We start from the raw sequence: 24,716 nt of genomic DNA on the forward strand, positions 1-24,716 counted from the left end.
ATGATGGTTCCCCACCTTACGACGGCCCTTACCGGCCCATTGCTCACCCTGGAAAAACGCCTGCTGGAAAATATGCCGCGCATCGAACACTGGTTCCGCAGCCAATGGCAGGAATACGGCGCGCCGTTCTATGCCTCGGTGGATCTACGCAACGCGGGCTTCAAGCTCGCCCCGGTGGACACCAACCTGTTCCCGGGCGGCTTCAACAACCTGAACCCGGACTTCCTGCCGTTGTGCATCCAGGCCGCCATGGTGGCGGTGGAAAAAATCTGCCCTGATGCGCGCCGCCTGCTGCTGATCCCGGAGAACCACACGCGCAATACCTTCTACCTGCGCAATGTCCATGCCCTCACCCACATCCTGCGCCAGGCCGGCCTGGAGGTCCGCATCGGCAGCATTGCCCCCGAGATCACCGGGCCCACCTTCCTGGAAACGCACGACGGCCACAGCATCCTGCTGGAGCCCGTGCAACGCAAAGGCAACCGCCTGTTACTGGATAACTTCGACAGCTGCGCCGTCCTGCTCAACAATGACCTCTCCGGCGGCGTTCCCGATATCCTGCAGGGCCTTGAACAATCGCTGATCCCACCCTTGCATGCAGGCTGGGCCACCCGCCGCAAGTCCAAGCATTTCGCCGCGTATAACCGCGTGGTGGAGGAATTCGCCCCGTTGATCGGCACAGACCCGTGGCTGCTCAATCCCTATTTCGACACCTGTGGCGGGCTGGATTTCCACGCCCGCACCGGCGAAGAGCAACTCGCCGAAAAAGTGGAAGCCTTATTGGCTAGAATCCGCGAAAAATATGCGGAATATGGCGTCAACCAAGAGCCCTTCGTCATCGTCAAGGCCGACGCCGGCACCTATGGCATGGGCATCATGACCGTCAAAAGCGCTGACGACGTCCGAGACCTCAACCGCAAGCAGCGCAACAAAATGTCCGTGGTGAAGGAGGGCCTCAAAGTGAGCGAGGTCATCCTGCAGGAGGGGGTGTATACCTTCGAGCACCTCAACGACGCCGTGGCCGAGCCTGTCGTCTACATGATGGACCACTTCGTGGTGGGCGGCTTCTACCGCGTCCATACTTCACGCGGCGCCGACGAAAACCTCAATGCGCCAGGCATGCATTTCGAACCCCTGGCATTCGAGACGCCATGCTCCACGCCGGACTGTGCCGGCGCGCCGGATGCGGCACCCAACCGCTTCTATGCCTACGGCGTGGTAGCGCGCCTGGCCTTGCTTGCCGCCACCATCGAGCTGCAGGAAACCGACCCGGACTTGCTGGACTGACTAGGGGCTAATAATGCGCATCGCCTTCATCCTCGACCCGCTCGACAGCCTCAAGCCGTACAAGGACACCAGCCTCGCCATCATGCGCGAAGCCGCGTCGCGCGGGCACTCCCTTTCCGTGGCGTTGCAGCACGGCCTTTTGCTGCGCCATCATGAAGCCAAACTGCGTACCCGGCCTTTCAGGTTCATTAAGGGCGATCCTTGGTATTCGCTAGGCGACATCCATGAAGAAGCTCCCGAAGCATTCGATGCCATCCTCATGCGCAAGGATCCGCCGTTCGACAACGAATATCTCTACAGCACCTACCTGCTGGAACAGGCCGCCAGGCAAGGCGCATGCGTTTATAACAACCCAAGCTCCATTCGAGACTGGAACGAAAAGCTCGCGGTGCTCAACTTTCCGCAGTTCGCCCCTGCGTTCCTGGTCTCCAGCGAGCAGGCACTGATCCGTAATTTCCTGGCGGAACACCAGGATATTGTCGTGAAACCGCTGGACGGCATGGGCGGCAGCAGCGTGTTCCGCCTCCAACAAGGCGACCCCAACCTCGGCGTCATCCTTGAAACCATCACGCGCCACGGCAGCCAGACCATCATGGCCCAGCGCTACCTGCCCGCCATCACGCAAGGCGACAAACGCATCATCGTCATTGACGGCGAACCGCTGCCCTACGCCCTGGCCCGCATCCCGCAAAACGGCGAGACGCGCGGCAACCTGGCCGCAGGCGGCAAAGGCGTGGCCCAGCCGCTGACAGGGCGCGACTACGAAATCGCCAATGCCGTCGGCAAGGTGCTCAAGGAAAAGGGATTGTTCCTGGTCGGCCTGGACGTGATCGGCGAGCACCTGACCGAAATCAACGTCACCAGCCCGACCGGCATGGTGGAAATTGCCGCACAAACAGAATGCAACCCGGCCGGCATCCTGCTAGACAGGCTGGAAAAATTGGCTCAGGAATAAATAAAAAAGCCAGGGAACAATCCTGGCTTTAAGAGGTTATTTCCCTCACTCGCTATTTGGTCAGCTCACGCCAGCCTGTACGTCTTGACACGCTATCAGATGCAGCCGTATCAATGCCTATAGTGGTCTTCCGGCCTTGCGCGTCGGTAATGATGGCCTTGAGCTGTCCGTTCGGCAACCGGACAATCACCATCCCCACGGACAACCCCGTTGCAAGCTTCTGACCGAAATGCGTCGCGCCGGGCACCATCAAGCCCGTCCTGTAATCAAACTGGTAAACCCGGGTTGTCCCGCCCAGTGAGCAACCATCTGAATTCACGTTGTCGATCTGCGGCGTATTGCTGTTGACCGTCAGCGTGCCTAACGCCAACTGGGGATCAAGATTCACCCGCTCGCGCGATTCGGGCAAATCGACATACCAGCCTCCGCCTGCCCAATCCAGATCGCTGCCTGCAATCGAAGAGGTCGTATCACCATGGGTAATCGTCCTTGGCGTCAAAGCACGCCCGTTATAACTTACGCCATTGTCACGGATTGCATAGACAGATTGCACCTGGGTATTCGTCACATCGCTTAACCCCAAATAACGGCCTGTTGCCACAAAAATCACTGGCTCCGCCACTTTGGGCAGTTTACCGATTTCCGGCCTTGTAGTAATGGGCTGTCCCAAGCCATTGGGATCAGTCAGCTTGGCCATCCGGACAGCTTGTAAAGAAGTTGCCTCAAGATTCACCTTCCATAAATTCCCTTCCAGATCGCCTCCATATACCGCTACGGAGGTTGCATTGATATCGGCATTGCCGTTGATGCCCGAACTGCTGGCCAGTTTGGCGAAACCGCTCGGGCTTTCCGCCGTCCCTACACCTGTGCCGACTTTATCAAGCAATTCGCCTGTAATGGCATCGACGATATACAAATACCCTTGGCCGTTGCCTGGCGAGACATTGTTGTAGCCCGACGTGAAAATCACCACCCAGCGGCCGGGACGAGCATTCCCCTCGGGCAGCTTGGTAATGATGGGATTGCCGTATGTCAGGCCCAGGTCCTCATCCCAACGGTTGCAATAGCTGTTGGTATGGCAGAATTCCCACAACGCCTTCGGATTGTCTTCATCGGTCACATCCAGAGCATAATATCCGCGCCCGCCAGCATTCAGCCCGCCGACAAGAATCGTGCGCCAGGCCGAAGTAGCGGCATCGTAAACATCCATGACCTGGGGCGACCCATCCACCAGGAACTGGTGATTGGCGCCATAGTTCTTGTCCGCCAGCTTGTACAAGTTCGGCATGACGGACTGCGGCACATAGGCCCAGCTCTCATTGCCGTTGGTGGTGTTGAACGCGTGCAGCATGCCGTCATTGCCGCCGACATACAGCATGCCATGGCGATCGGCATGATCATTCTTGAAGGTCTGATAATTAGGCGCCACGTTGTCAATGAAGTTGAATCGCGGCTGCTTCACGTATGCGGGCGCCGAATTCACGATATCGCCCAGCAAATGCGTGCGCAAACGGTATGCCTTGTCCGTCTGGCTCACTTCGCCGCTATTGACAGACTGCCCGCGCAGGTAATTCAGCAGGTTCTCGCCCGAATTTGCAGCCTCTTTGGTCTCCGCATTGAAACCATTACATTGCGAGAGCAATTCGCACTTGTTATTGAAATAGGCTTTTTCCTCTGTGCTCAGGTTGTCCCAGGCAAACGGCTCGATTGCTTTGGTATCACGGTTAAACTTGAAAATGCTCCGTCCGCCGCTCAACTGAGCCTGCGCGCTCCATACATGCGCTTCGCTTACGGTTCCATCGGCCGGGTTGATCGTCTGCGCCTGCACATCGCCGTCCCAGTGCACGCTACGGTAAGTGGAGCTGAAGATATAGTTATCGGTTTGGGTAATATTGGGGCTACTGGTTGCAGATGCGGCCGCTGCACCCGTTCTATCTGATACGCCAGCCAATGCACTACGCAATCCAGATATCAGTTCTTTTGGCTGTTTGGCGCTGAAATACAAGCCACGGCCATTGACTGCGGCATGCCAGAGATCGTCGAGAGTACTTGGAGCATTGGCTTGAGGAACCGGCCAATTACAAGTATTGTTTCCTGGGTTCCAATGACAATCAATAGCACCTTGTTTAATCATTGCAAAATCACCATCATTTGCAATTTCATAGTCAGAGCGATAATTCATTTCACCATCAAGTCCGAGACCCAACGTGAAAGTATTCATATGTTGTTTTGCGTTTTTGTCCTTGCTGGTAGTAGGCACTTTGTCATCCATATTGGGACGCAGGTCAGTCTTGTAGTAATACATTGAAACATCTGCAAGCGTATTAGTCGCACCTGACAATGCACCATCAAAGGCGCCATCTACCCGCCTGGAGAACTCGGAATCCTCGTTATCTTGGTTACCGATGTCTTGCCCGCCAACTGTCACGCCAGCTGCTCCATTCCAGTACCCATCAGTAGTCAAAATCGTGAAGTTCTGTTGACAAGCAAACTGCACTGGGTCATCTCCCATACCATTATTAATGCCACTTGTAATCCCGGCATAATGCCTCCCAACCCGGGATAATGCCTGCCTCAATGGTGTGCCACTTCCGGTTTCATTTGCAGTCACTTTTGATGCATAAAACTTTTGATACCAGTTTTGTTTATGCGTAGGCTCAAAATTATCAATTTTGAGATATTTCTCACTCCACACTTCACCGGATCTACTAGGGTTAATCGTCACAAACCCCACGCGGTAACTATTATCAATGGTTGAAAATGCCGCACCTGCAGCGGTTTTCATAGTCATCATGCGCGTGCGATAGTAAGCATACCAATTCGCAAAATTGGTCATTTCCTCTGCATAACTGCAACTTGCTCCTGCGCAGTCAATACGGTCTACCGACTTGGCATAGGTAGCTCCTGACACAATATCAATACGCTTGAAATTGCCGTAACGTGCGTATAAATGATTGTCATCTAGTTTAGACTGGCATTTATTTATGTCACCACTCAATCCACTCACAGCTTGAGATGTAGAATCATCGGCAAAATTACTGGTGCGACAGAACCTGACATAAGCAGGTACAGGATGCGTTGCAGTCGGAGTAGCACTTAAGGTGCACTCACTCAGCTCGTTGTTTGTGCAATGCTCTTTAGGAAAAATCTGAAAATAATGTGGATTACTGGTTTGTTTAGTGACTGCTCTTGTGTAGTCTCCAAACGGCCAATCATAGTCTCCTTCCTGATTGTCGTATTCGTTGTTGGGCGTTGGCACACGATTATCTTTTCCATTTCTCATGCAATTACTATTAGAGTTGGTAGTGCAATAATATAGCTCTGGATACCCAGTAACCAGGTTGGCAATACCTGAATTCTGCGTACAGGTATTATCGATACTGTGCCCATTTACTCTGACTGATTTCCAACCGTTTGTATTCCCGCTCGTCATGGATGGTAAATACTGGGTAACATCACACGGGCTGACTGGAGGGGTATAACTCACATTAGGGTTATAATAGATAGCATTAAAATAATGGCTGTAAACAGGGGGATCCCCCCCCTCCGTGATCTTATTTTGTCCATCAGTGACAGCCCCTTCACATCTACCGTTACCAGAATTAGTCCTCCCGTTTTGGCCTTTGCGGCACTTATAGTTGTGCTGCGAATACCCAACATAATCCGGCATGAAATTAAAATTCATACTTCCCGAATCGTCCAGCACAAACATCACGTTCGGCCTGACTACCGTACCGGAAGCTGTGGAAAGCGGATTACTGGAAATATCTGTCACCGCAGCATTGGCAGACCATGCAAACCCCATCAACCAGCCCGCCAACAGCAGAGCCTGCCTCCATAAACCTCTTTGATTTTTTTGTTGCTGCATTGTCTTGCTCCCTGAAAATGCTGGGGTTCTATTTATACCGGCACCATGACCGTGGCTTGCACGATGCTGACGGTGTTTCTTGGTCCGAGCACGCGGGCCGTGATGCGGTAATACACCGACGGGTTGGACTGGTAAACAGCCGCGCCGATCTGCAGGCTGCTGCCCAGCGAGGCATTGGTGACTGGCGCCTTGGATAAAGAGGTGGAGCAGGAATTTGCCTGGCCTGTGCCGTCCTCGCCGTTATAAGCGCCCGTGGTACGGCAGAGTCGGTGGATCAGGTACTGTACGCGGTTGCCTGCTGCATCGGTGCCCAGGTCCACGGCATTGCTCCAGACCGCATTGCCATACCAGTCCGGCTCCGTGGTGAGGGTGTTGGCGATATAGCCATGGGAGGTGTTGTTGTCATTCAGCGCATTGCGGTTGTTATCCAGCCAAACCAGCGCCGCCTGCAAACCGCGGTCGGCGGACATGGTGGCTGATTGCTTGAAGGCAAGATTGCCGGCAATGACATTGCCGGAATCCACGGCGCGCCATAAGGCCAGGCCTGCCAGCGTCATGGCGATCAGCACGATCAGCGCCACCATGAGCACGACGCCCCGCTGGCGCATGACGCTCGAACTTGTTAGCAAGGACGTCTTCATGAAGGAGGCTTCCATAAGATGTTACGGATCACCACGGTGGTTTCAAACACCCGGTAGCGATACTGCTGCCAATCCGCCAGGTTGGACACGTTGCTGAATGTGCCACCTGCCCAGCTCGGCACTTCCGTGGTGACTGCGCTTGTTTCCTTTTTACTGCTGCGGCTCACTAGCCCGATACGGATGGCAATGACTTTCTCCCACTCATCCCAGCTGACCACGCCATTGCTATCCAAATCTGCCGACGCGCGATACTCGTCCACGGTGTTTTCCGTGTCGCCATCCAAGTTGAGGCCGTAATCGGCCTGCAGATCGACGATGCCATCCGCCACCAGTTCCACCTCGCCAGTGAGCTCGGAAAATACCTGCAACCCGCCATCCACGATGGAATACCGGTTGCTGACCGGATTCCTGCCCATGTTGTAGACCTGCGCACCGGCACCGAACACCTGACTGCCGCGATAACGCGCCGTGGCAGCGACCTGGATGTCGTTCTGGTAAGGGTTGGCAGGCGTAGCCGTAATCTGGGCCAAATCGCAATCCAGGCCCGGCGCTGCCACGACAACCACATCGCCGACAGTAAAGCCGAAACGATTGGTGACCGTGTATACCGTATTGGTGCCGGTAGCCGCTGAATCTTTCATGAGCGCAGACGGGCTGGTCACCATGCTGGCATTGCTGTAGGTCAACTGGATCTCATCCGGAGCCGTGGCCAGTCCCTGGGTAATCACCGTCGGGGTAAACAGGAAACGCACATCTCGCCCTGTGGTGCTATCGACGCCTACCACCTGGCAACCCAGGTTCTGCGATACGTTCATGCCGTAGCCGGATTGGCGGATATCGCGCTCTATCGCCAACAGGGCCAGCGCACCATTCTGCTGGGCAGTGCCGCCGCTGTTGGTCGTGCGGTTGCTGTCCTGCGATACGGACAATACCTGCGCGATCACCAGCAGGCCCAGCAGGCCGATGGTCATGCCGACCATGATTTCCACCAGGCTGTACCCGGCATGATGCTTCAAGATTGCGCTCGTCTTCATGGCGTTGGATTGTTGTTGATATAGGCCACGGTGGTATGGCTATGCGGCTCGGTTTCTGAAGGCGGCTGCCAGAATACGGTCACCGTCGCGGTATAGCCTGCGGTCGCGTCTCCCGAGATCACGACCGTGGGCGCTTTGGTCTCGGCACCGGGCAGACGCTTTTTCACGTCGGCCAGCCACTCCGCCAGCGTTTCTGAGCTGCCTCCCGGCAGGCCGTAGTTCGCGATCTGGGATGGCCCGGCCGTCCAGATGCTGGCAACCAGGCGATTGGCAAGATAGCTTGCCTCCAAGCGGTATTGCGCGTCGGATACGGTCCTCATGGAAGCGGCCTGCAAGCCGATGATCGCCAATATGCCCATGGAAAACACCAGGATCGCGATCAGCCCCTCCAGCAGGATGGAGCCGCCCTGGGCAGCGCGTAGCTTTTGATGTACAGGCCTTAGGCGCATACGCGTGGGTCTCCAACTGTCGAAATGCCAGGGTCGCAGAAATGTACGCTGCCGCCCCGGATCAGGATGCGCAGGTTGCGGCCGTTGCCTTCGTTCGCGGCAATATCCACCTGGCGCATGACGTTGCTGCCGTCATTGTTGAACGTGACCCGGCCCAGCCCGTTGAAGGTCACGCTGGTGGCGCCTGCCGGCACCACTTCGACATTGACGTTGACCGCGCCTTCAGTGCTTTCCTTGCTCTGGATGACTTCGGGGCAATCCTCCACGCCATCGTTGTCGGCATCGGCGACCACCACCTGGCAGCCGATCGTCCAGGTGGCATTGCCGCTCAAGGTGAACACGACATTGACGTTGCGGCGGATAGCCTCGGCCCGCGCGAGTTGCAAGCCGGTATTCAAGCCTTCCGCAGCGGAGCGTATCTGGAAGTTCAGCAACATTTCCCGGAAGCTGGGGACGGCCACCGCCAGTAGAATCGTCAATACCGTCAAGGTCACGATCAATTCCACCAATGTAAAGCCGCGTTGCTTCATGCCTCAGCAACTCCCGCCGTGCTTGGTGATCCAGCAATTCGCCGGCACCGTGGCATCGGGAAACGCCGTCGTCCGGCGTGCATTATCCTGGTTAATGGTGAATTCGTAACCGGTCATGCCTTGCGCCGCCACGCCAGTAGCCGTGATGAGGAAGGTCTGGTCTCCGTTGGGCGTGCCGCATGCGTAAGTAAAATACTGCACCGCAGGGGCGGCTGGCATGACGACATCCTCGCAGCTGTAACGGCGCTTATCCTGGTAGTTGCGCTCCATGCGGTTGCGGATATCGGACAATTGCGAAATGGCCTCGGCCACCTTAGCACGCGCCACGTAGCGCGAATAGGAAGGCACGGCGATGGATGCCAGAATGGCGATAATGGCCACCACAATCATCAGTTCGATCAAGGTAAAGCCCTTTTGCCCAGGTTTCATCAGAACTCCTTTTTTACCCAGAATGCATCATGCAGTGCAAGCCTGCTCGTTTGCCAATTCTTCCGACAAACGGAAGCGCTGCACCGATAAACGGTATAACGATCACAGCTCAGCTGAATTTAGCCATTTAGAGCGGCTGCCAAAAACTTTCCTGGCGTCCTTGTCCCGACACTTTTTTAGTGTCCCGGCACAGCCGCCCAGCCAGGATGGCTTCACTGAGTTTTGTCAGACGCCTTTAGCAAACTTTAGCAAGGGGCTGAACATGCCGGAAGTTTGCCCCGCCCCTGCCGCTTGGGTAAAATATGGCGTTTCGTTTATTTACCTCTTCCCTTAAGGATATCCAGATGTCAAAAATCGTTTTCAAGGCTGGTGAAGCCACTATTTTCAGCGAAGGCAAGGACGTCACCGCCGCAATGCCAGAAATCGTGATCGGCGCTGTTGACGGCCCTGTCGGCCAGGCGTTTGCCAACCTGATGGCGCAGACCAAGGGCCATTCCGCCATGTTCGCCGTACGCGACATCAACCAGCTGGTACGTCCCGCCACCATGATGGTGCCTAAGGTGACGTTGAAGGATTCTATCAACATCGAACTGTTCGGCGGCGTAGTGCAGGCCGCTACTGCCGATGCGATCCTCGACTGTGTGATCGAAGGCATCATCCCCAAGGACCAGGTCAACGACTTGGCCATCATCAGCCTGGTCTGGATCGATCCAGGCTGCGGCCCGCTGGCGAAGGAAGGCAAGCTGGACAAGGCCGACATGTACAAGAACAACTACGAAGCCACCAAGCTCGCGATCAAGCGCGCCCTGAACGATGAGCCGACCATCGACGAACTCATCGCCAACCGCCACAAGATCAAGCACTGCATGTGGGAGGAAAGCTGGGGCGATATCTAAGCCTGGCTTCATTCTAAAAAGCCCGCTGAGCGGGCTTTTTTATTGCCTCATCATCGAAAGCAAGCGCTTACCAATAATAGGTGGCGCTGGCAATCACTTGCCTGCGCGGCCCCAGCCAGCAATCGCCCCGCGAGATGCAAGTGGATACATACTCCTTATCGAACAGGTTGCTGGCATTGAGCGCATAGCGCCACGACCCGTAATCCAGCCCGAGCATGGCATCGACCAGCGTGACGTCGGGCGCCTTAACCTGCTCGTTGGCATCCTGGCTGCTGCCGATGTAGCGCACTCCTAGACCGGCGCGGAACCCGTGCAGGTCGCCCAGCGCAAAACGCTGCACCGCCCATGCAGAAGCCAGGTGCTTGGGAATAGTCTCGACCTGATTGTCTCGCTCGGCCGGGTTGTTGGTCTTGTTGTAGCGCGCATCCAGGTAGCTATAGCTTGCAATCAGGCTCAGGTGGTTGGTCAAAGAGCTGGTCGCTTCCAATTCGAGGCCTCTTGTATGAATTTCGCCTCTCTGGACTGAATAGCTGGGGTTGACGGGATCGGGCGTCTGGCGGTTCTGGTCGCGCATATCGAACACTGCCGCAGTCAGGCGCGTACGGGACCCTGGCGGCTCGTACTTCACCCCCAGCTCCCATTGCTTGCCGCGCTGCGCCTCGAACAGGCCGCCCAAGCGGTCTGTTCCGGCAACAGGCAAGAAGGATTCGGCATAGCTGACATAAGGCGCCCAGCCGTTCTCGGTCACATAGCTCAGGCCGTAGCGCTCCGTAGTGGCGTAATCCCGCTTGGTTTCAGCCCCTTGGACCTCATTCTTGGCCTCGTCGCGGCGTACGCCGGCCGTCAGTACCCATTGCTTGTAGCGCACTTGGTCCTGCACGTAGACCCCGGCCTGGGTCAGGCGCGAGAACGATGGCGTCAATACAAGGCCGGACGTATCTACAAAGCTATAGATGGGGTCGTAGACGTCAATCGAGTTATTGGGATTGAGGGAAAAACCGGCGTTCTTGGCTTGGCGAAAACGTCCGTAATCAAAACCCAGCAGCAAGGTATGCGAAAAATCGCCGGTATTGAAGCTGGCTTCCAGGTGATTGTCGAGATTGACGGTCTTGGAATTCGTCTCGGAAACATCCACGTACCGGTTCAGCACGCGCTGGTTGGCATCGATATAAGGGTTGGCGCTGAAACTGTCGGGGTAGAGGCTGCGGTAATCGTTCGTGCTGCTGGTGTAGCGGGCGTTTTGCCTGAACTTCAGGTGGTCGCTGAACGCATGCTCGAGTGCCCAGCCCAGATGGGTGGATTCAGAGACGTAGCGGTCGAAGCCGGGATCGCCGAGATAGGTGTCGAACGGAATCTTGCCGTTCGGGTTGGGGCGCAGCACGCCGGACCAAGGCAGGAATTGCGGTGTGGGCCGCCCGTCATTGCGCTGGTACTGGGCCAGCAAGGTCACACTGGTGCGATCGTTCGACTTCCAGGTCAGCGAAGGCGCGATCAGGGTGCGCTCGTCCCCCGCATGCTTGACCTGGCTCTCGCTATCTCGCCCCAACAGCACCAAACGGTAGAACAAATTGTCTGTATCCGCGACCGGCCCAGTGAAATCGGCCTGCAATTGCTTGCGCTGGTAATTGCCGAGCAGGACGCTCATTTCGCGCTTGGTTTCCGTCTGCGGGCGCTTGGACACCAGGTTGACCACGCCGCCGACGCCGCCCGCCCCGTACAGCATGGAAGAAGGCCCCCGCAACACCTCGATGCGCTCCATGGCATAAGGGTCGGGACGTACGGTCTCGGAGTAGAAGGTGTTGATCTGGCGCAGGCCATTCAGGTACTGCGTGGCATCCATGCCGCGGATGGCATAGGAATCCGACCTTGAATCCAGCCCGTACTGGTCGGACACGACCCCGGCAGTGTAGCGCAGAACCTCCTGTATCGATTGCGCGCGCTGGTCTTCAATCTGGTCTGCCGTGATCACGGAGACGGATTGCGGCGTCTCCAGGATGCTGGTGTCCGTCTTGGTCGCCGTCGCGCTTCGCTTGGCGGTATAGCCGCGTACGGCGCTTGTGGGGGTTTCCTTTTCCAAGTGGCTGCTCACCTGCACTTCCGGCAATTTCTCCTCGGCAGCGTGTGCCTGCATGATGGCAAGGCTGACCAGCCACCCGCACATACGGTAATGTGTAGATTTGGATTTCATGATGCTCCCGCATTGAATTCAGCAATGCCGGGCAAGCCTGCGAACGCAAGGCGTGAGGCAGGGAATTGCCCAGCGGTGCAAATTCCCCGATCGGATATGGTGATACTGATGCAGCCAGTCGAAATTCCGGCCTACAAGATGCACAAAATTACTGTTGTGCTTGATTATTTTTAATAAAACTCATTATCTATTATATAAAATATCGACTTTTACCTCCACCCATTATTGCTTTTCAATGCGTAAATACCTGGTTGTCATCCATCGCTGGTTCGGCCTCGCCATGGCCGTGTTCCTCTTCATCGCCGGGCTGACCGGTGCCGTGATCTCCTGGGACCACGAGCTGGACGAATGGCTGAACCCCGCATTGTTCCACGCAGTCGGCGAAGGAACCGCGCAATCCCCGCTGGCGCTTGCCAACCAGTTGGAACAGGAGCGCCCGCAATTGATGGTAACGTATCTGCCGCTTGCCATAGAACCGGGCCATACGCTGGGCATGAGCGTCAGCGCCACACCGGATCCGGTGACTGGAAAGGCCAAACCGCTGGGTTACAACCAGGTGGCCCTCAACCCGGCCAATGGCGAAATCCAAGGCCAGCGCGAATGGGGCGCCGTGTCGCTGACGCGCGAGAACCTGCTGCCGTTTCTCTACAAGCTGCATTACAGCATGCATATCCCCAACGCCTGGGGCCTGGAACTCGGCATGCTGTTCATGGGCATCATCGCCATCATCTGGGTGTTCGACAACCTGATCGCGCTGTGGATATCGTTTCCCAACTTCAAGTCCTGGCGCAAATCGTTCGCCTTTCGCTGGAAGCAGGGCGGCTACAAACTCAATTTCGACCTGCACCGCTCCGGCGGCGTCTGGGTATGGCTGCTGTTGCTCATGCTAGCCGTTACCTCCGTCTCCATGAACCTGAATTTCCAGGTCATGCGGCCGCTGGTGGAAACCTTCTCCAGCCTCAGCCCCAGCCCGTTCGCATCCCGCATGCCGCAGCCCGAGGACGAACCGTTGCTGCCGGGCATCCGGCGCGAGCAAGTCCTGGAGATTGCGCGTGCAGAGGCCCGCAAACGCGGCTGGACGGCACCGGCTGGCGCCGTGTTCTACTCGCCCGCGTTCGGGCTCTATGGCGTGGGATTCTTCGAGGCCGGCAACGACCATGGCGACGGCGGCCTGGGCAACCCCTGGCTCTATTTCGACGGCAAGGACGGCAGCATGGCCGGAGAAAGCATTCCCGGCACAGGCAGCACCGGGGATATCTTCATGCAAGCCCAGTTTCCGCTGCACTCCGGACGTATCCTGGGATTGCCGGGGCGCATCCTGATTTCGGTCATGGGGGCGGTTGTCGCCATGCTGAGCGTGACAGGCATCATCATCTGGCTGCGCAAGCGGCAATCGCGACGGCTGGACCTGCGGGCCAGGAGAGCCGCCTAGACTCGCATTAAGCGCAGCGATTCTGGCCAAGCTCTGCCTCGGGCAATACAAACAGCACGGCAGGGCAACAACGACAGAAGGATTAGCGGCTCTACATCAAACCAGTGCCAGCTGCCGCTGGCCCGAGCTTGCAACCTGTTGCTGCGCAGCCAAGGCTTGCAGTATCTTGCGCACCGGCACCGGTAGCGCGGCGTCGATCGCATCATCCAGCGCAATCCATTGCAGGCCCGGCTCCCGCGCCTGTAAAGGCACAGCGTCCACAGGCATATGGTTGGCGGTGATGTGCAACTTGAAATGCGTGAATACATGGGTCAGCTGCACAAGCGAAACCGGCGCAGCTCCCTCCAAGCCGAATGCCTGACTCCCCCATGCCCGTCCGTCCTGGCCGATCTCCAGTTCAGGCAGGCTCCATAGCCCGCCCCAGATACCGCTATCCGGGCGTTTCTGCAGCAAGACTCGGCCTTCATGCGTCATCACCAGCATCTGCACGGCTTTCTCCGGGATGGTCTTGCGCGGCTTGGAAGCAGGCAATTCGCTGACGCGCTCCGCCAGCAGCGCGCCGCAATCCTCCTGCAATGGGCAATTGGCGCAACGCGGACGGCTGCGCACGCAAACCGTGGCTCCCAGGTCCATCAAGGCCTGCGCATAAGTGCCCATTTCCGCCTGGGGCTGCATTGCTTCCGCGATCTGCCACAGCTTTTTCTCGACGCTGGGCAGGCCCGGCCAGCCCTCGACCAGGAAATACCGCGCAAATACGCGTTTTACGTTGCCGTCCATGATCGGCTGCGGCAGCCCGAAGGCAAACGAGGAAATAGCGGCTGCCGTGGAGCGGCCGATCCCCGGCAAGGCCTGGATGGCATCGAAATCGCGCGGAAATTCGCCCGCATGCAGGCTCACCACCTGCTGCGCCGCCTTGTGCAGGTTGCGCGCGCGCGAGTAGTAGCCCAGGCCGCTCCAGTGCTGCATGACGTCATCCTGGCTGGCCGCCGCAAGGCTGGCAATGCTCGGGAAACGCCGCATGAACTTCTGGTAGTAGCCGATCACCGCCGCCACTTGCGTCTGTTGCAGCATGATCTCCGACACCCAGATGGCATACGGGTCGTGCGTATTCTGCCAAGGCAGGTCGTGGCGGCCGTGCTGTTTCTGCCAGGCTACCAGCCTGTCGGCGATGGGAGGGTATTGCGTCAGGGTCATCTCAGCGAGATTCATTTCAACGGCCAAACAGGTTCTGGAGTTTCTGCTTGACCTTGTCTTCAGAGGAGGCAGGCGGGGCCTCGCTGCCGGCTTCGTCCTTGCTCTTGTCGCTTTTCTTGTTGAGCAGGGATTTCACCGCCTCCTCACGGTTGCCTTCCAGCAGGTTCTTGACCGCCTCGCCCTTGGCGCCGCCGGCGCCTTCCAACAATTTGTTCTTGGCCACGGCAGCAGCCAGTCCGGCAAAGTCGATGGCGTAGGCCGGCTTAGTGAAGGTCCCGGTGAGCTTGACCGGCACGGTAAGGCCGTTGAGCTCCTGCAAGCCGGCCCCGCCCTGGCCCTTGAGGGAGGCGACGACAGTAGGCTTGGCAAGGTAATCCAGGGTTTCGTTGACAATGTCGACGCTGCCGTTGCCCGCAATGCGGAACAACGGTGCCTTCATGTCGAGGTCGTCGTTGTGCGCCACGCCGTTCTGAATATTGAAGCTGGCGGACATCTCGCTGAAATCCGTCTGCTTGCTCTTGTCGCCCGCAACACTGGTGCTGCCCTTGAGCGCATTGAGCTTGTCCTTGGCGCCGCGCAGCGTCCCGGCAATATCGATGCCCTTGACCGCACCGTCCTTGAGGTTGAGTGCAGCCTTGCCGTTCAGCCCTTTCTTGAGGGAATTCACGGTATCGCCGCTGGTGGTGATGTCCAGGTTCAGGCTGCCTTTGCCGTTGAGCATGTCGTTGTTGATGGCGTCTGTCAGCAAGGGGCCGATCGCGATGCTCTTCATGTCCTGCTTGATGGCGATATTCGGCGTGCTGCGGGCGTCGACCGTCAGGGCGCCGTTCATGGAGCCCTCGTAGAGATTAGCGGAAAAAGGGGCGAGTTCGGCCACCCCCGAGTCCGCCTTTAGCTTGATGCGCACATTGGTGCTTTTGACGTTGGCCACCTTGAGCGAGCCGATGCGCAGCTCGCCGTCCGCATTCAATTGCCGCAATGCGCTCAGGTCTATGGGGGCGTCTTCCTGCGGCTTGCTCGCCGTGGCTGGCGCCGGTTTCGCAGGCTTCGCTTCGGAATCGGTGATATAGCGGTCCGCATCCAGCTTGTCGATATCGACGTCGAAATGGTAGATCGGCCGCTCGAACCGGCTAATGCCGAACTTACCATTGATCGTGGTTTCATCCAGCCTCACGTTGAACGGGCTGACATTGAGCGTCTTGCCGTCGGCCTTGATGCCGAGCTTGAGCCCGGCCAGGCGGAATTTCTCGTAGACGATGCTGCCGATGTTCACATTGCCCTGCAACAGCAGGTCTTTCAATGCGGAAAGATCGGGCGCTGCCGGCTCGGCCGCCGGCTTGCTTGCGGCTTTCTGCGTCGGTTTGGCATTGGCTGCGTTATTGCCCAGCAGTTTGTTCAAGTCCAGTTTGTCGCCGCTGAGGTTGAAGCGGACATCTGGCCTGGCAAAGCCGGCCACGGCCACGTCGCCCTTGAGCTTGGTGTCCTCGACATCCAGGCTGAAATCGCTGTCTACCTTTTCCTGCTTGACGTCAGCCAGCAGCTTGAAGGCGAACTCGCCCTGGGCAGTGCCTTTCGGCAAGGCCTTGTCCTTGATGTCTATCTTGCCTGCCAGCTTGGGCAGCTCGAACACCAGGTCTTCGAGGTTGCCCTTGAATGGCGATGAGAACTTGCTTTCCACGCTGCGGTCGGTTTGCTTGAGGCTGAATTCGCCATTGATGCCGCTGCTTTGCAGCTCCCTTGGCGAACCCTTGATGTCCGCCAACGTCAGTTGGGCCTTGATGCTGTCGCCTGCTTTTTCTTGGCTGAAGGCCAGTTCAGCCTTCTCGCTAGACACTTCATCCTGACGCACCATTAGCTTGGGCGCAGCGAAATCCGCCACCAGCTTGGCATCGGCAAGCTGGCCGGAAAACGCGAGTTTGAGGCCGTTGACGAGGAATTCCATGTTTTCAGGCCGCGCATCCACGTCGCCTGTCAGGCGGATGTCCGCATCCTGCACATCCGCGATATTGCCCTTGACCACGGCATCCAGCTTTTGCGCGGCGAAATGCTGGTTCTCGACATCGGCCATGAAGCTACCTTGCAGCTTGACCTTAGCCTCCATCTTCGGCGCGCTTGCGCTCACTTCGAAATCGCTCGCAAGGTCGAATGGCGTGGCAAGCGCAACGCGCCCGGTCTTGAGGTTGAACTGCTTGACGGCATAGGTGCTGTCCGCGGCCTCGTCATGAAAGCTCACGGCGGAATTGCTGACGTTGATGCTGGAAATATCAAAATTGATTTCCTGCGAAGGCTCGTCCTTGTCCTCGCTCAGCAAATCGTCGAAATTGGTGCTGCCGTCCTGGTGGCGCACGATATTGGCAAGCGCGCCGTCCACATAGACCGCATCGACCACCAGCTCTTTCCTCAATAACGGGATCAACGCCACGGAGACCTTGAGCCCCTCCACGGCGGCAAATTCCTTGTCGCTGTTGTGCTCTGACAGGGAAATCCTGCCCAGGTCCGCACCCAGCTTGGGCCAGAACGCCAACTTGATGTCGCCCTCGATATTGAGGGTGCGCTGCTTCTTGTCCTGCACCAGTTTCACGATCATGGGTTTGTAATCGTTCGGGTTGAAGGTGGCGGCGAACACCGCCACGATGATGACCAGCACCAGAACGATTCCGCCGAGGCCAAACAAGGAATACTTAAGGATTTTATTCATTAACCTATCCTGTTTTGATTGCGCGCGAAGAGGATGAGTGTATCATTGTCGGCGCCTGACCGGCAGCGATACGGATGCGGGCGATTACCAGTAATAAGCCAGCACGATGATGCCGAGCACGATGCGGTAATAGGCAAAACCCTTGAAATCGTGGTTGGCCACGTAGCGGATCAAGGTCTTGATCGCCACCAACGCTGCGAGGAAGGCTGTGATGAAACCGACGGCGAACATCGCCAGGTCTTCTGCGACAAACAGTTCGCGATTCTTGTAGACATCATAGACCGTCGCCGCCAGCATCACCGGGATTGCCAGGAAGAAGGAGAACTCGGTTGCCGTCTTGCGGTTGAGGCCGAAGATCATGCCGCCAAGGATGGTGGCGCCGGAACGCGACACGCCGGGCATGATCGCCAGCGATTGCGCGCAACCGACCTTGAGCGCCTGCCATGGCGTAATCTCGTTGAGGTTCGATGCCTTGGCGGCAGGGGCCTTGTCGTGCGAATAGAGATTTTCCACCAGCAGGATGACGAAGCCGCCGATGATCAGGGCGCACGCCACGGTAATCGAGGAGAACAGGTGTTCCTTGATGAAGCCGTGCAGCAGCAGGCCTAGGATGGCCGCAGGCAGGAATGCGACGAACAGGTTGAGAATAAAACGCTGCGACGTATTGGTATGCAAGGTGGTTGCCACCGCGGTCAAGCGGCTGCGGTATTCCCAGCATACGGCGAGGATGGCGCCCAGCTGGATGACGATCTCGAACACCTTGCCCTTGTCGTCGTTGAAATCGAGCAAATCGCCGATGATGATGAGATGGCCCGTGCTGCTGATGGGGAGAAATTCGGTGGCCCCCTCGATGACGCCGAGGATAAATGCCTTGAATAGTAATAAGATATCCATGTCCTGCTGTCTTTGTTGTTGATATTGGCGGCATCATCATGCCGCATGCTTGTGACCCTGCGATGAACCGCCCCCCGACGCTCCCGCAGGAACCGCTATTCCTTAAGCAAGGAAAATGCCCGTGCCATCAGTTCCGCCTGGCTGCTCGGCAGCTTGCCGTCCGGGCTGAGCTTGTCGATCGCCTGCGGCAGGTATTCCGCCAGCTTGCGGCCGAAATCGTCGACAGGCAGGGAAAACTGCGCCGCCATCGATTGGATCAACTCCGTGCCGAATACCTGCAACACTTGTTGCAGATTCAATGGCAGGTTGCCGCCGGAGCCCAGCCATGACTCGACCTCGGCGCCCAGGCCATTGGCGCGCAGCTTGTCGAGCACGCCTTGCGGCCCGCCGGACTTGTTCATGAGCTCCAGCCCGGCCTGCACCATCGGGTTGCCGCTGCCGCCAGCGAGCTTGCCCATCACCGAACCTGCAATACTGTCAAACAATCCCATTTATGTTCCTCGATAAGGCAACCCGCCTAGAAGCGCTCGCCAGGCCGCAAATAGCGCCAAGTTCCCACAGGCAGCTTGCCCAGGGCCACGCTGCCGATACGCACGCGCTTGAGTCCGACCACGGTGAGCCCGACCAGTTCGCACATGCGGCGGATCTGGCGCTTGCGCCCCTCGCGCAGCACGAAGCGCAGCTGGTCCTCGTTCTGCCAGGAAACCTTGGCGGGCTTGAGCTTGACCCCATCCAGGCTCAGGCCGTGATTGAGCTTTTTCAGCCCTTCTTCGCTGAGCGTCCCGGTGACGCGCACTAGGTATTCCTTCTCGATCGTCGAATCCTCGCCGATCAATTGGCGCGCCACGCGGCCGTCCTGGGTCAGCACCAGCAAGCCGGTGGAATCGATGTCCAGGCGCCCTGCGGGCGCCAAGCCGCGTAAATGACCGCGCTTGAATATCGTCTGGGTCGGGTCTTCCTCCCACTGGTTGTCCGGGTGCACCAAGACCACCGCAGGCTCATAACCGTCCTCCGCCTGGCCTGAGACATAGCCTACCGGCTTGTGCAGCAGTATGGTGACGATCTCCGCCTGGTGCTTGTGCGCCTCCTTGCTGACCTTGATCTCGGCATCGGGCGATACGCGCGTGCCCAGCACGTCGACCACCTCGCCATTCACCGTCACCCAGCCATTTGAAATGAACTCATCCGCCTCGCGGCGCGAGCACAGGCCGAGCTCGGCCATGCGTTTGGAAAGCCTGGGCAATTCAGGCTGGCTGGGAACCGGCTTGGGCGAAAACTTGGGATTGGTCTTCCGGTCCTGGTTGAACTCGCCAGGCTCGAATCCGTCACGTTGCTTGCCGCCACGGCGCGGCGTGTCTCGGTCAGAAAACTGGCGAGGATTATCGTCTTTTTTGCCGTAAGGCTTCCTGGCGGATGCTGGCCGCTGCGCTGCTGGCTTTGTCGCAGATGGGGATTTACCAGTGGCATTACTCCTGCCAGTACGACCAGGCCCTGCTGCTCTTCGTCCAGTCGCGGGAACAGGCTTTGCTGGCTCTTTTTTTGCTGGTTCTTTCGCTTCTGCAACGGCTGCCGGCAAAGCCTTCGCCACATATTCTGGCGCCGACGTACGCGAACGCTTGGCGGGGTCGGCCCTGCGTACCGGCGGCTTGCCGGGACTCTTCGGCGAAGTTGCCGCACCGGGTTTCAATTTAAGCGTGGTCATGGCGTGATTTTAGCATAGCAGGCTATCGCAATCAGGACTGACGCACCAATGCATTGGAACGCCTGGGAAACTTGTGTATTATAACCAAAGTTATAACATTCATGAGGACAATCGCCATGTCCACACTCAAACTGACGCAAATCGGCAATTCGCTGGGCGTGATCCTGCCCAAGGAATTGCTTGGCAAGTTCAAACTGGAAAAAGGTGATGAGTTATTTGTCACCGAAACGCCCGATGGTTTCAGCATTACACCACATAATGAAGAATTCGAACGGCAAATGGAACTTGCACGCAAGATCATGAAGGAAAACCGCGCCGTCCTGCGTGAATTAGCAAAATGAACAAAGGTGACTGGGTATGGATTCCCCTGCCCATCATTCTTGCCGTCCATGACGAACAATTGGCCGAGCACGGCGGATTAAGGGGTATCCGCGATCAGGGCTTGCTGGAATCTGCGTTGGCTCGCCCCGAGCACTTGGCTACCTATGGCACTCCGGATTGCGCCGCACTTGCAGCGGCCTACGGCTATGGCATCGCTCGAAACCATCCCTTTGCCGATGGCAACAAGCGCAGTGCATTTGTGGCGACGTTACTGTTCTTACGTTTGAACGGTTTTGATCTCACAGCAACCGATACAGACAAGGTGCTCACCATGCTGGATGTCGCTGCTGGCAACCTCCGTGAAGATGCTTTTGCAGACTGGATAAGACGCCACAGCACTGTGTTGACATAAAAGCAGCCAGTTAAACTGGCCGTTACCTCATGCAGGCAATGCCTGCCATCAAACCTTCTGATAAACCTCGCTGCCGCGCTTGACGAACTCGATCGCCTTTTCCTGCATGCCCTTGCTCAGCGCCACCTGTTCGTCCACGCCCAACTTGTCGGCATATTCGCGTACGTCCTGGGTGATTTTCATCGAGCAAAAGTGCGGGCCGCACATGGAGCAGAAATGCGCCTGCTTGGCGCCTTCCTGCGGCAGGGTCTCGTCGTGGAATTCCTTGGCTTTCTCCGGATCGAGGCCGAGGTTGAACTGGTCCTCCCAACGGAACTCGAAACGCGCCTTGGACAGGGCGTTGTCGCGAATCTGCGCACCTGGGTGACCTTTGGCCAGGTCGGCGGCATGCGCCGCAATCTTGTAGGTGACGATGCCGACGCGCACGTCTTCCTTGTCCGGCAGGCCCAGGTGCTCCTTCGGCGTGACGTAGCACAGCATCGCGCAACCGTACCAGCCTATCATCGCGGCGCCGATGCCGGAGGTGATGTGGTCGTAGCCGGGTGCGATATCGGTGGTCAAAGGTCCCAGAGTATAGAACGGGGCCTCGCCGCAATGCTCCAGCTGTAAGTCCATGTTTTCCTTGATCATGTGCATGGGTACGTGGCCAGGGCCTTCGATCATGGTCTGCACGTCATGCTTCCAGGCGATCCGGGTCAATTCACCCAAGGTTCTCAGCTCAGCAAACTGGGCTTCGTCATTGGCATCGTAGATCGAGCCGGGACGCAGGCCGTCGCCGAGCGAGAAGCTGACATCGTAGGCCTTCATGATGTCGCAAATTTCCTCGAAATGCTCGTAGAGGAAAGACTCCTTATGGTGCGCCAGGCACCACTTCGCCATGATGGAGCCGCCGCGCGAGACGATGCCGGTCATGCGCCTGGCGGTCATCGGAATGTACTGCAAACGCACGCCGGCATGGATGGTGAAATAATCCACGCCCTGCTCCGCCTGCTCGATCAAGGTATCGCGAAAGATTTCCCAAGTCAGGTCTTCGGCCTTGCCGTTGACCTTTTCCAGCGCCTGGTAGATAGGCACGGTGCCGATCGGCACGGGCGAATTGCGGATGATCCACTCGCGCGTTTCGTGGATGTTCTTGCCGGTGGACAGGTCCATCACGGTATCGCCGCCCCAGCGGGTGCCCCAGACCATCTTCTCGACTTCTTCGCCTATGCTTGAGCTGACGGCGGAATTGCCGATATTAGCATTGATCTTCACGAGGAAATTGCGGCCGATGATCATCGGCTCGATTTCGGGGTGGTTGATATTGGCAGGAATGATTGCCCGGCCGCGCGCCACTTCGTCCCGGACGAACTCAGGCGTGATGATTTCAGGAATGGAAGCGCCGAAATGCTGCCCGGCATGCTGAGTCTGCAACAGTTCGCTCATGCCTTCGCGGCGCTGGTTCTCGCGGATGGCGATGAACTCCATCTCCGGAGTAATGATGCCTTGGCGCGCATAGTGCATCTGCGTCACGTTCCTGCCTGCCTTGGCACGCAACGGTTTGCGATGCAGGTTGAAGCGCATGTCGGCCAGCTTGGGATCGTTCAGCCGCTCCAGCCCGTAGCTGGAAGTCGGGCCGTCCAGTTGCTCGGTATCGCCGCGCTCGGCAATCCAGCCAGCGCGCAAGGCGGGCAAACCGTTACGGATGTCGATACTGACTTCAGGATCGGTGTAAGGACCGGAAGTGTCGTAGACAATCACCGGCGGGTTCTTCTCGGCGCCGAATGCCGACGGCGTATCCGACAGGCTGATCTCGCGGAAAGGAACGCGGATGTCGGGGCGCGAGCCTTCGATATAGATCTTGCGGGAATTGGTAAAAGGCTGCGTTGCGCCAGGGTCGACCTGGGCGGTGGCATTGAGGAAATTCTGCTGCAGGTTTTTGTCGGTGGCGTTCATTCAAGTCTCCAAAATGCGGGAAGCGTTTTTGGAGTACCGACAGGGGAATAAAAATAGAAACCACCCCATCAAACCAAACTGCGCTTCCCTACGGTGGGATAATCCACATCAGGTTCAAAGGGTAATTCTCACTGCCATTGCATGCCTCAGCGTGCAACAGCAGACCCCTAGCGATGGAAGGAATGTACGTTAAAACCCTGATTAGATCAAGATTATTGTGGACAATGCACAGTTGATGCAGAGCAGCATGTGCCTAAAGTTGGCAGGTCACGCGATCCAGCTTGAAACTCTGCCGTCTGGCGCTATAATCGGCAAACCGATAGCCATGCGATGGATAAGGACAATTGCAATGCACCATGATGTAGAACAAGCCCGCTTCAACATGATAGAGCAGCAGATCCGCCCCTGGGAAGTGCTTGACGGCACCGTGCTCGACCTTCTGGGCCGCGTGCCGCGCGAAGCGTTTGTCCCCGAGCAATATCGCGGCCTGGCGTTTGCCGATATCGAAATCCCCATCGGTTTCGGCCAGACCATGCTTTCCCCCAAGATGGAAGGCCGCGTCCTGCAGTCGCTGGAAATCAAGCCCACCGATAAAGTGCTGGAAATCGGCACCGGCAGCGGCTACTTCACCGCCTTGCTTGCCTCACTTGCGCAAGAGGTGCACAGCGTCGAGATCAACGCCGAGCTTAGCCACCAGGCAAATGCGAGGCTGCTCCAGCAACAAATCAGCAATGTGACGCTGCATGTAGGCGACGGCGCGCGCGGGTGGCCGGACAACGGCCCTTATGATGTGATCGTTTTCACTGGCTCGTTGGCGCTGTCGCCGCTGGCAACCAAACAGCTGCATATCGGCGGCAGGCTGTTTGCCGTCATCGGTGAACCTCCGGTGATGGAAGCCACCATCGTGCGGCGGATCAGCGAAGACAGTTTGCGGCAGGACGTGATTTTCGAGACCACGCTCCCTCAGCTCGAAAACGCCCCCCAGCCGGAAAAATTCAGCTTCTAGCCATGTTCTAAACGGGAGCTAGGCTCCCGTTTTTCGTTGTACTGCCAGCAATTATCCTTCCGCCTGCGTCGGCATCAATCCAAGCAAAACCAGCTTTTTCTATTTCTGATTTCCTTTCACTCAAACTATAAATTGACACCGTTAAGTTAACATCGTTTAATAATCATCCTTGATGATGTCAATGTTCCAGCGCATGCCTCCCAGAGTCAAAACCATAGAAGAACGCCGGCAACTGCAGAAGCTGATCCTCGATGCCGCGCGCGACCTGTTTGTACAGCACGGCGTGGAGGCAGTCTCCATGCGCGAGATCGCCAAACGGGTCGGCTATTCGCCAACCACGATATACTTGTATTTCAAGGACAAGAACGACCTGCTGCAAACTTTGTGCGACCACGACTCCCTGATATTGGCGAACGACCTGCGCAATATCAACGCAGACGCCGTGCCCGACGCAGTAGAGCAATTGAAGGTACTCTGCAGCGCCTATTCCCGTTTCGCATTGGCCTATCCCAATCATTACCGCTTCATGTTCATGACGCCCAAGCCGAGCAACAGCAAGGAAAAATCCAAGTTGCGCCAAGGCAATATCGAGCAGGACGCTTATGCCTACCTGCGCTCCATGGTGCAGCGGGCGTTTGAACAGCAGGCATTCCGTGGCGACCTGGTCAACATGGACTTGATCGCCCAGACATTATGGGCCGGCATCCATGGAGTATGCGCCCTGGAAATCGGCATGGCGGGAGACGACTGGGTGAACTGGCAGCCAATAGGCCAGCGCGTTTCCCTCATGCAAAACGCCATGATTCAAGGCCTCACGAGGCCTCACACCCAGCACTAGGTAATCG

21 protein-coding genes and 1 riboswitch are annotated in these 24,716 nt (G+C 57.3%); of the genes, 8 read left to right on the forward strand and 13 right to left on the reverse strand.

Annotated features, from left to right (window positions below):
• The first annotated feature begins 3 nt into the window (after window positions 1-3).
• Both gshA and gshB read left to right on the forward strand, forming a co-directional pair.
• Complete coding sequence (gene gshA / locus ACJSDX_RS02320) at window positions 4-1,287, forward strand: glutamate--cysteine ligase (RefSeq protein ID WP_407993553.1); 1,284 nt, start codon at window positions 4-6, stop codon at window positions 1,285-1,287.
• A gap of 13 nt (window positions 1,288-1,300) precedes the next feature.
• Complete coding sequence (gene gshB, locus ACJSDX_RS02325) at window positions 1,301-2,242, forward strand: glutathione synthase (RefSeq protein WP_407993310.1); 942 nt, start codon at window positions 1,301-1,303, stop codon at window positions 2,240-2,242.
• 52 nt (window positions 2,243-2,294) lie between these two features.
• Here the strand turns inward: gshB and ACJSDX_RS02330 are convergent, their stop codons facing one another.
• From ACJSDX_RS02330 to ACJSDX_RS02355, 6 genes are read right to left on the reverse strand one after another with little or no spacing between them, the layout of a single operon-like run.
• Window positions 2,295-6,110, reverse strand: a complete 3,816-nt coding sequence (locus tag ACJSDX_RS02330; protein ID WP_407993311.1) for a pilus assembly protein — start codon at window positions 6,108-6,110, stop codon at window positions 2,295-2,297.
• A 32-nt stretch (window positions 6,111-6,142) separates the two neighbouring features.
• The gene (locus tag ACJSDX_RS02335) at window positions 6,143-6,751 is read right to left on the reverse strand and encodes a pilus assembly PilX family protein (protein WP_407993312.1); all 609 of its coding nucleotides are present in this window, start codon (window positions 6,749-6,751) and stop codon (window positions 6,143-6,145) included.
• Complete coding sequence (locus ACJSDX_RS02340) at window positions 6,748-7,785, reverse strand: PilW family protein (protein WP_407993313.1); 1,038 nt, start codon at window positions 7,783-7,785, stop codon at window positions 6,748-6,750. The genes ACJSDX_RS02335 and ACJSDX_RS02340 overlap by 4 nt, the downstream gene beginning before the upstream one ends.
• On the reverse strand, window positions 7,782-8,234 hold the full coding sequence (locus tag ACJSDX_RS02345; protein WP_309565769.1) for a type IV pilus modification PilV family protein: 453 nt from the start codon (window positions 8,232-8,234) through the stop codon (window positions 7,782-7,784). The genes ACJSDX_RS02340 and ACJSDX_RS02345 overlap by 4 nt, the downstream gene beginning before the upstream one ends.
• Window positions 8,225-8,764, reverse strand: a complete 540-nt coding sequence (locus ACJSDX_RS02350; RefSeq protein WP_309565770.1) for a GspH/FimT family pseudopilin — start codon at window positions 8,762-8,764, stop codon at window positions 8,225-8,227. Before ACJSDX_RS02350 ends, ACJSDX_RS02345 begins: the two co-directional genes overlap by 10 nt.
• A 3-nt stretch (window positions 8,765-8,767) precedes the next feature.
• Complete coding sequence (locus ACJSDX_RS02355) at window positions 8,768-9,193, reverse strand: type IV pilin protein (RefSeq protein ID WP_309565771.1); 426 nt, start codon at window positions 9,191-9,193, stop codon at window positions 8,768-8,770.
• A gap of 344 nt (window positions 9,194-9,537) precedes the next feature.
• Between ACJSDX_RS02355 and fae the strand changes: the two genes are divergently transcribed.
• A complete protein-coding gene (gene fae / locus ACJSDX_RS02360) occupies window positions 9,538-10,089 on the forward strand; it encodes a formaldehyde-activating enzyme (RefSeq protein ID WP_309565772.1) in 552 nt (183 codons plus the stop codon).
• A gap of 67 nt (window positions 10,090-10,156) precedes the next feature.
• Here the strand turns inward: fae and ACJSDX_RS02365 are convergent, their stop codons facing one another.
• Window positions 10,157-12,277 (reverse strand): TonB-dependent siderophore receptor, encoded by a 2,121-nt coding sequence (locus tag ACJSDX_RS02365; protein WP_407993314.1) that lies wholly within the window; start codon window positions 12,275-12,277, stop codon window positions 10,157-10,159.
• A gap of 235 nt (window positions 12,278-12,512) precedes the next feature.
• Here ACJSDX_RS02365 and ACJSDX_RS02370 point away from each other — a divergent pair, with 235 nt between their 5' ends.
• A complete protein-coding gene (locus ACJSDX_RS02370; RefSeq protein WP_407993315.1) occupies window positions 12,513-13,709 on the forward strand; it encodes a PepSY-associated TM helix domain-containing protein in 1,197 nt (398 codons plus the stop codon).
• 96 nt (window positions 13,710-13,805) lie between these two features.
• On the opposite strand, the gene mutY is transcribed toward ACJSDX_RS02370, so the two are convergent.
• The 5 genes from mutY to ACJSDX_RS02395 all read right to left on the reverse strand — a co-directional run bounded on the left by mutY (window position 13,806) and on the right by ACJSDX_RS02395 (window position 20,197).
• Window positions 13,806-14,918: an A/G-specific adenine glycosylase gene (mutY, locus tag ACJSDX_RS02375; RefSeq protein WP_407993316.1), complete on the reverse strand. Its 1,113-nt coding sequence runs from the start codon at window positions 14,916-14,918 to the stop codon at window positions 13,806-13,808.
• 1 nt (window position 14,919) lies between these two features.
• A complete protein-coding gene (locus tag ACJSDX_RS02380) occupies window positions 14,920-17,601 on the reverse strand; it encodes an AsmA family protein (protein ID WP_407993317.1) in 2,682 nt (893 codons plus the stop codon).
• 84 nt (window positions 17,602-17,685) lie between these two features.
• Window positions 17,686-18,495, reverse strand: coding sequence for an undecaprenyl-diphosphate phosphatase (locus ACJSDX_RS02385; RefSeq protein ID WP_407993318.1), 810 nt, complete (start codon window positions 18,493-18,495; stop codon window positions 17,686-17,688).
• A 95-nt stretch (window positions 18,496-18,590) separates the two neighbouring features.
• Entirely contained in the window at window positions 18,591-18,986 is a 396-nt protein-coding gene (locus ACJSDX_RS02390) for a YidB family protein (RefSeq protein ID WP_407993319.1), read from the reverse strand.
• A 26-nt stretch (window positions 18,987-19,012) separates the two neighbouring features.
• Window positions 19,013-20,197 carry a pseudouridine synthase gene (locus tag ACJSDX_RS02395; RefSeq protein WP_407993320.1) on the reverse strand — a complete coding sequence of 395 codons (1,185 nt, stop codon included), beginning with the start codon at window positions 20,195-20,197 and terminating at the stop codon, window positions 19,013-19,015.
• 116 nt (window positions 20,198-20,313) lie between these two features.
• Between ACJSDX_RS02395 and ACJSDX_RS02400 the strand changes: the two genes are divergently transcribed.
• Complete coding sequence (locus ACJSDX_RS02400) at window positions 20,314-20,538, forward strand: AbrB/MazE/SpoVT family DNA-binding domain-containing protein (protein WP_407993321.1); 225 nt, start codon at window positions 20,314-20,316, stop codon at window positions 20,536-20,538.
• Window positions 20,535-20,930, forward strand: a complete 396-nt coding sequence (locus ACJSDX_RS02405) for a type II toxin-antitoxin system death-on-curing family toxin (RefSeq protein ID WP_407993322.1) — start codon at window positions 20,535-20,537, stop codon at window positions 20,928-20,930. Before ACJSDX_RS02400 ends, ACJSDX_RS02405 begins: the two co-directional genes overlap by 4 nt.
• A gap of 48 nt (window positions 20,931-20,978) precedes the next feature.
• Here ACJSDX_RS02405 and thiC read toward each other — a convergent pair whose 3' ends face one another.
• Window positions 20,979-22,865 carry a phosphomethylpyrimidine synthase ThiC gene (gene thiC / locus ACJSDX_RS02410; RefSeq protein ID WP_407993323.1) on the reverse strand — a complete coding sequence of 629 codons (1,887 nt, stop codon included), beginning with the start codon at window positions 22,863-22,865 and terminating at the stop codon, window positions 20,979-20,981.
• Between the two features lie 68 nt (window positions 22,866-22,933).
• A riboswitch (TPP riboswitch) is annotated at window positions 22,934-23,044 on the reverse strand.
• 170 nt (window positions 23,045-23,214) lie between these two features.
• On the opposite strand from thiC, the gene ACJSDX_RS02415 reads away from it, so the two are divergent.
• Window positions 23,215-23,871, forward strand: coding sequence for a protein-L-isoaspartate O-methyltransferase family protein (locus ACJSDX_RS02415; protein WP_407993324.1), 657 nt, complete (start codon window positions 23,215-23,217; stop codon window positions 23,869-23,871).
• Between the two features lie 193 nt (window positions 23,872-24,064).
• Complete coding sequence (locus ACJSDX_RS02420) at window positions 24,065-24,709, forward strand: TetR/AcrR family transcriptional regulator (protein ID WP_407993325.1); 645 nt, start codon at window positions 24,065-24,067, stop codon at window positions 24,707-24,709.
• Window positions 24,710-24,716: the final 7 nt, after the last annotated feature.

The sequence above is a fragment of the Methylobacillus draconifructus genome (assembly GCF_045984355.1).
In the GTDB taxonomy this organism is placed as follows: Bacteria; Pseudomonadota; Gammaproteobacteria; order Burkholderiales; family Methylophilaceae; genus Methylobacillus; species Methylobacillus flagellatus_A.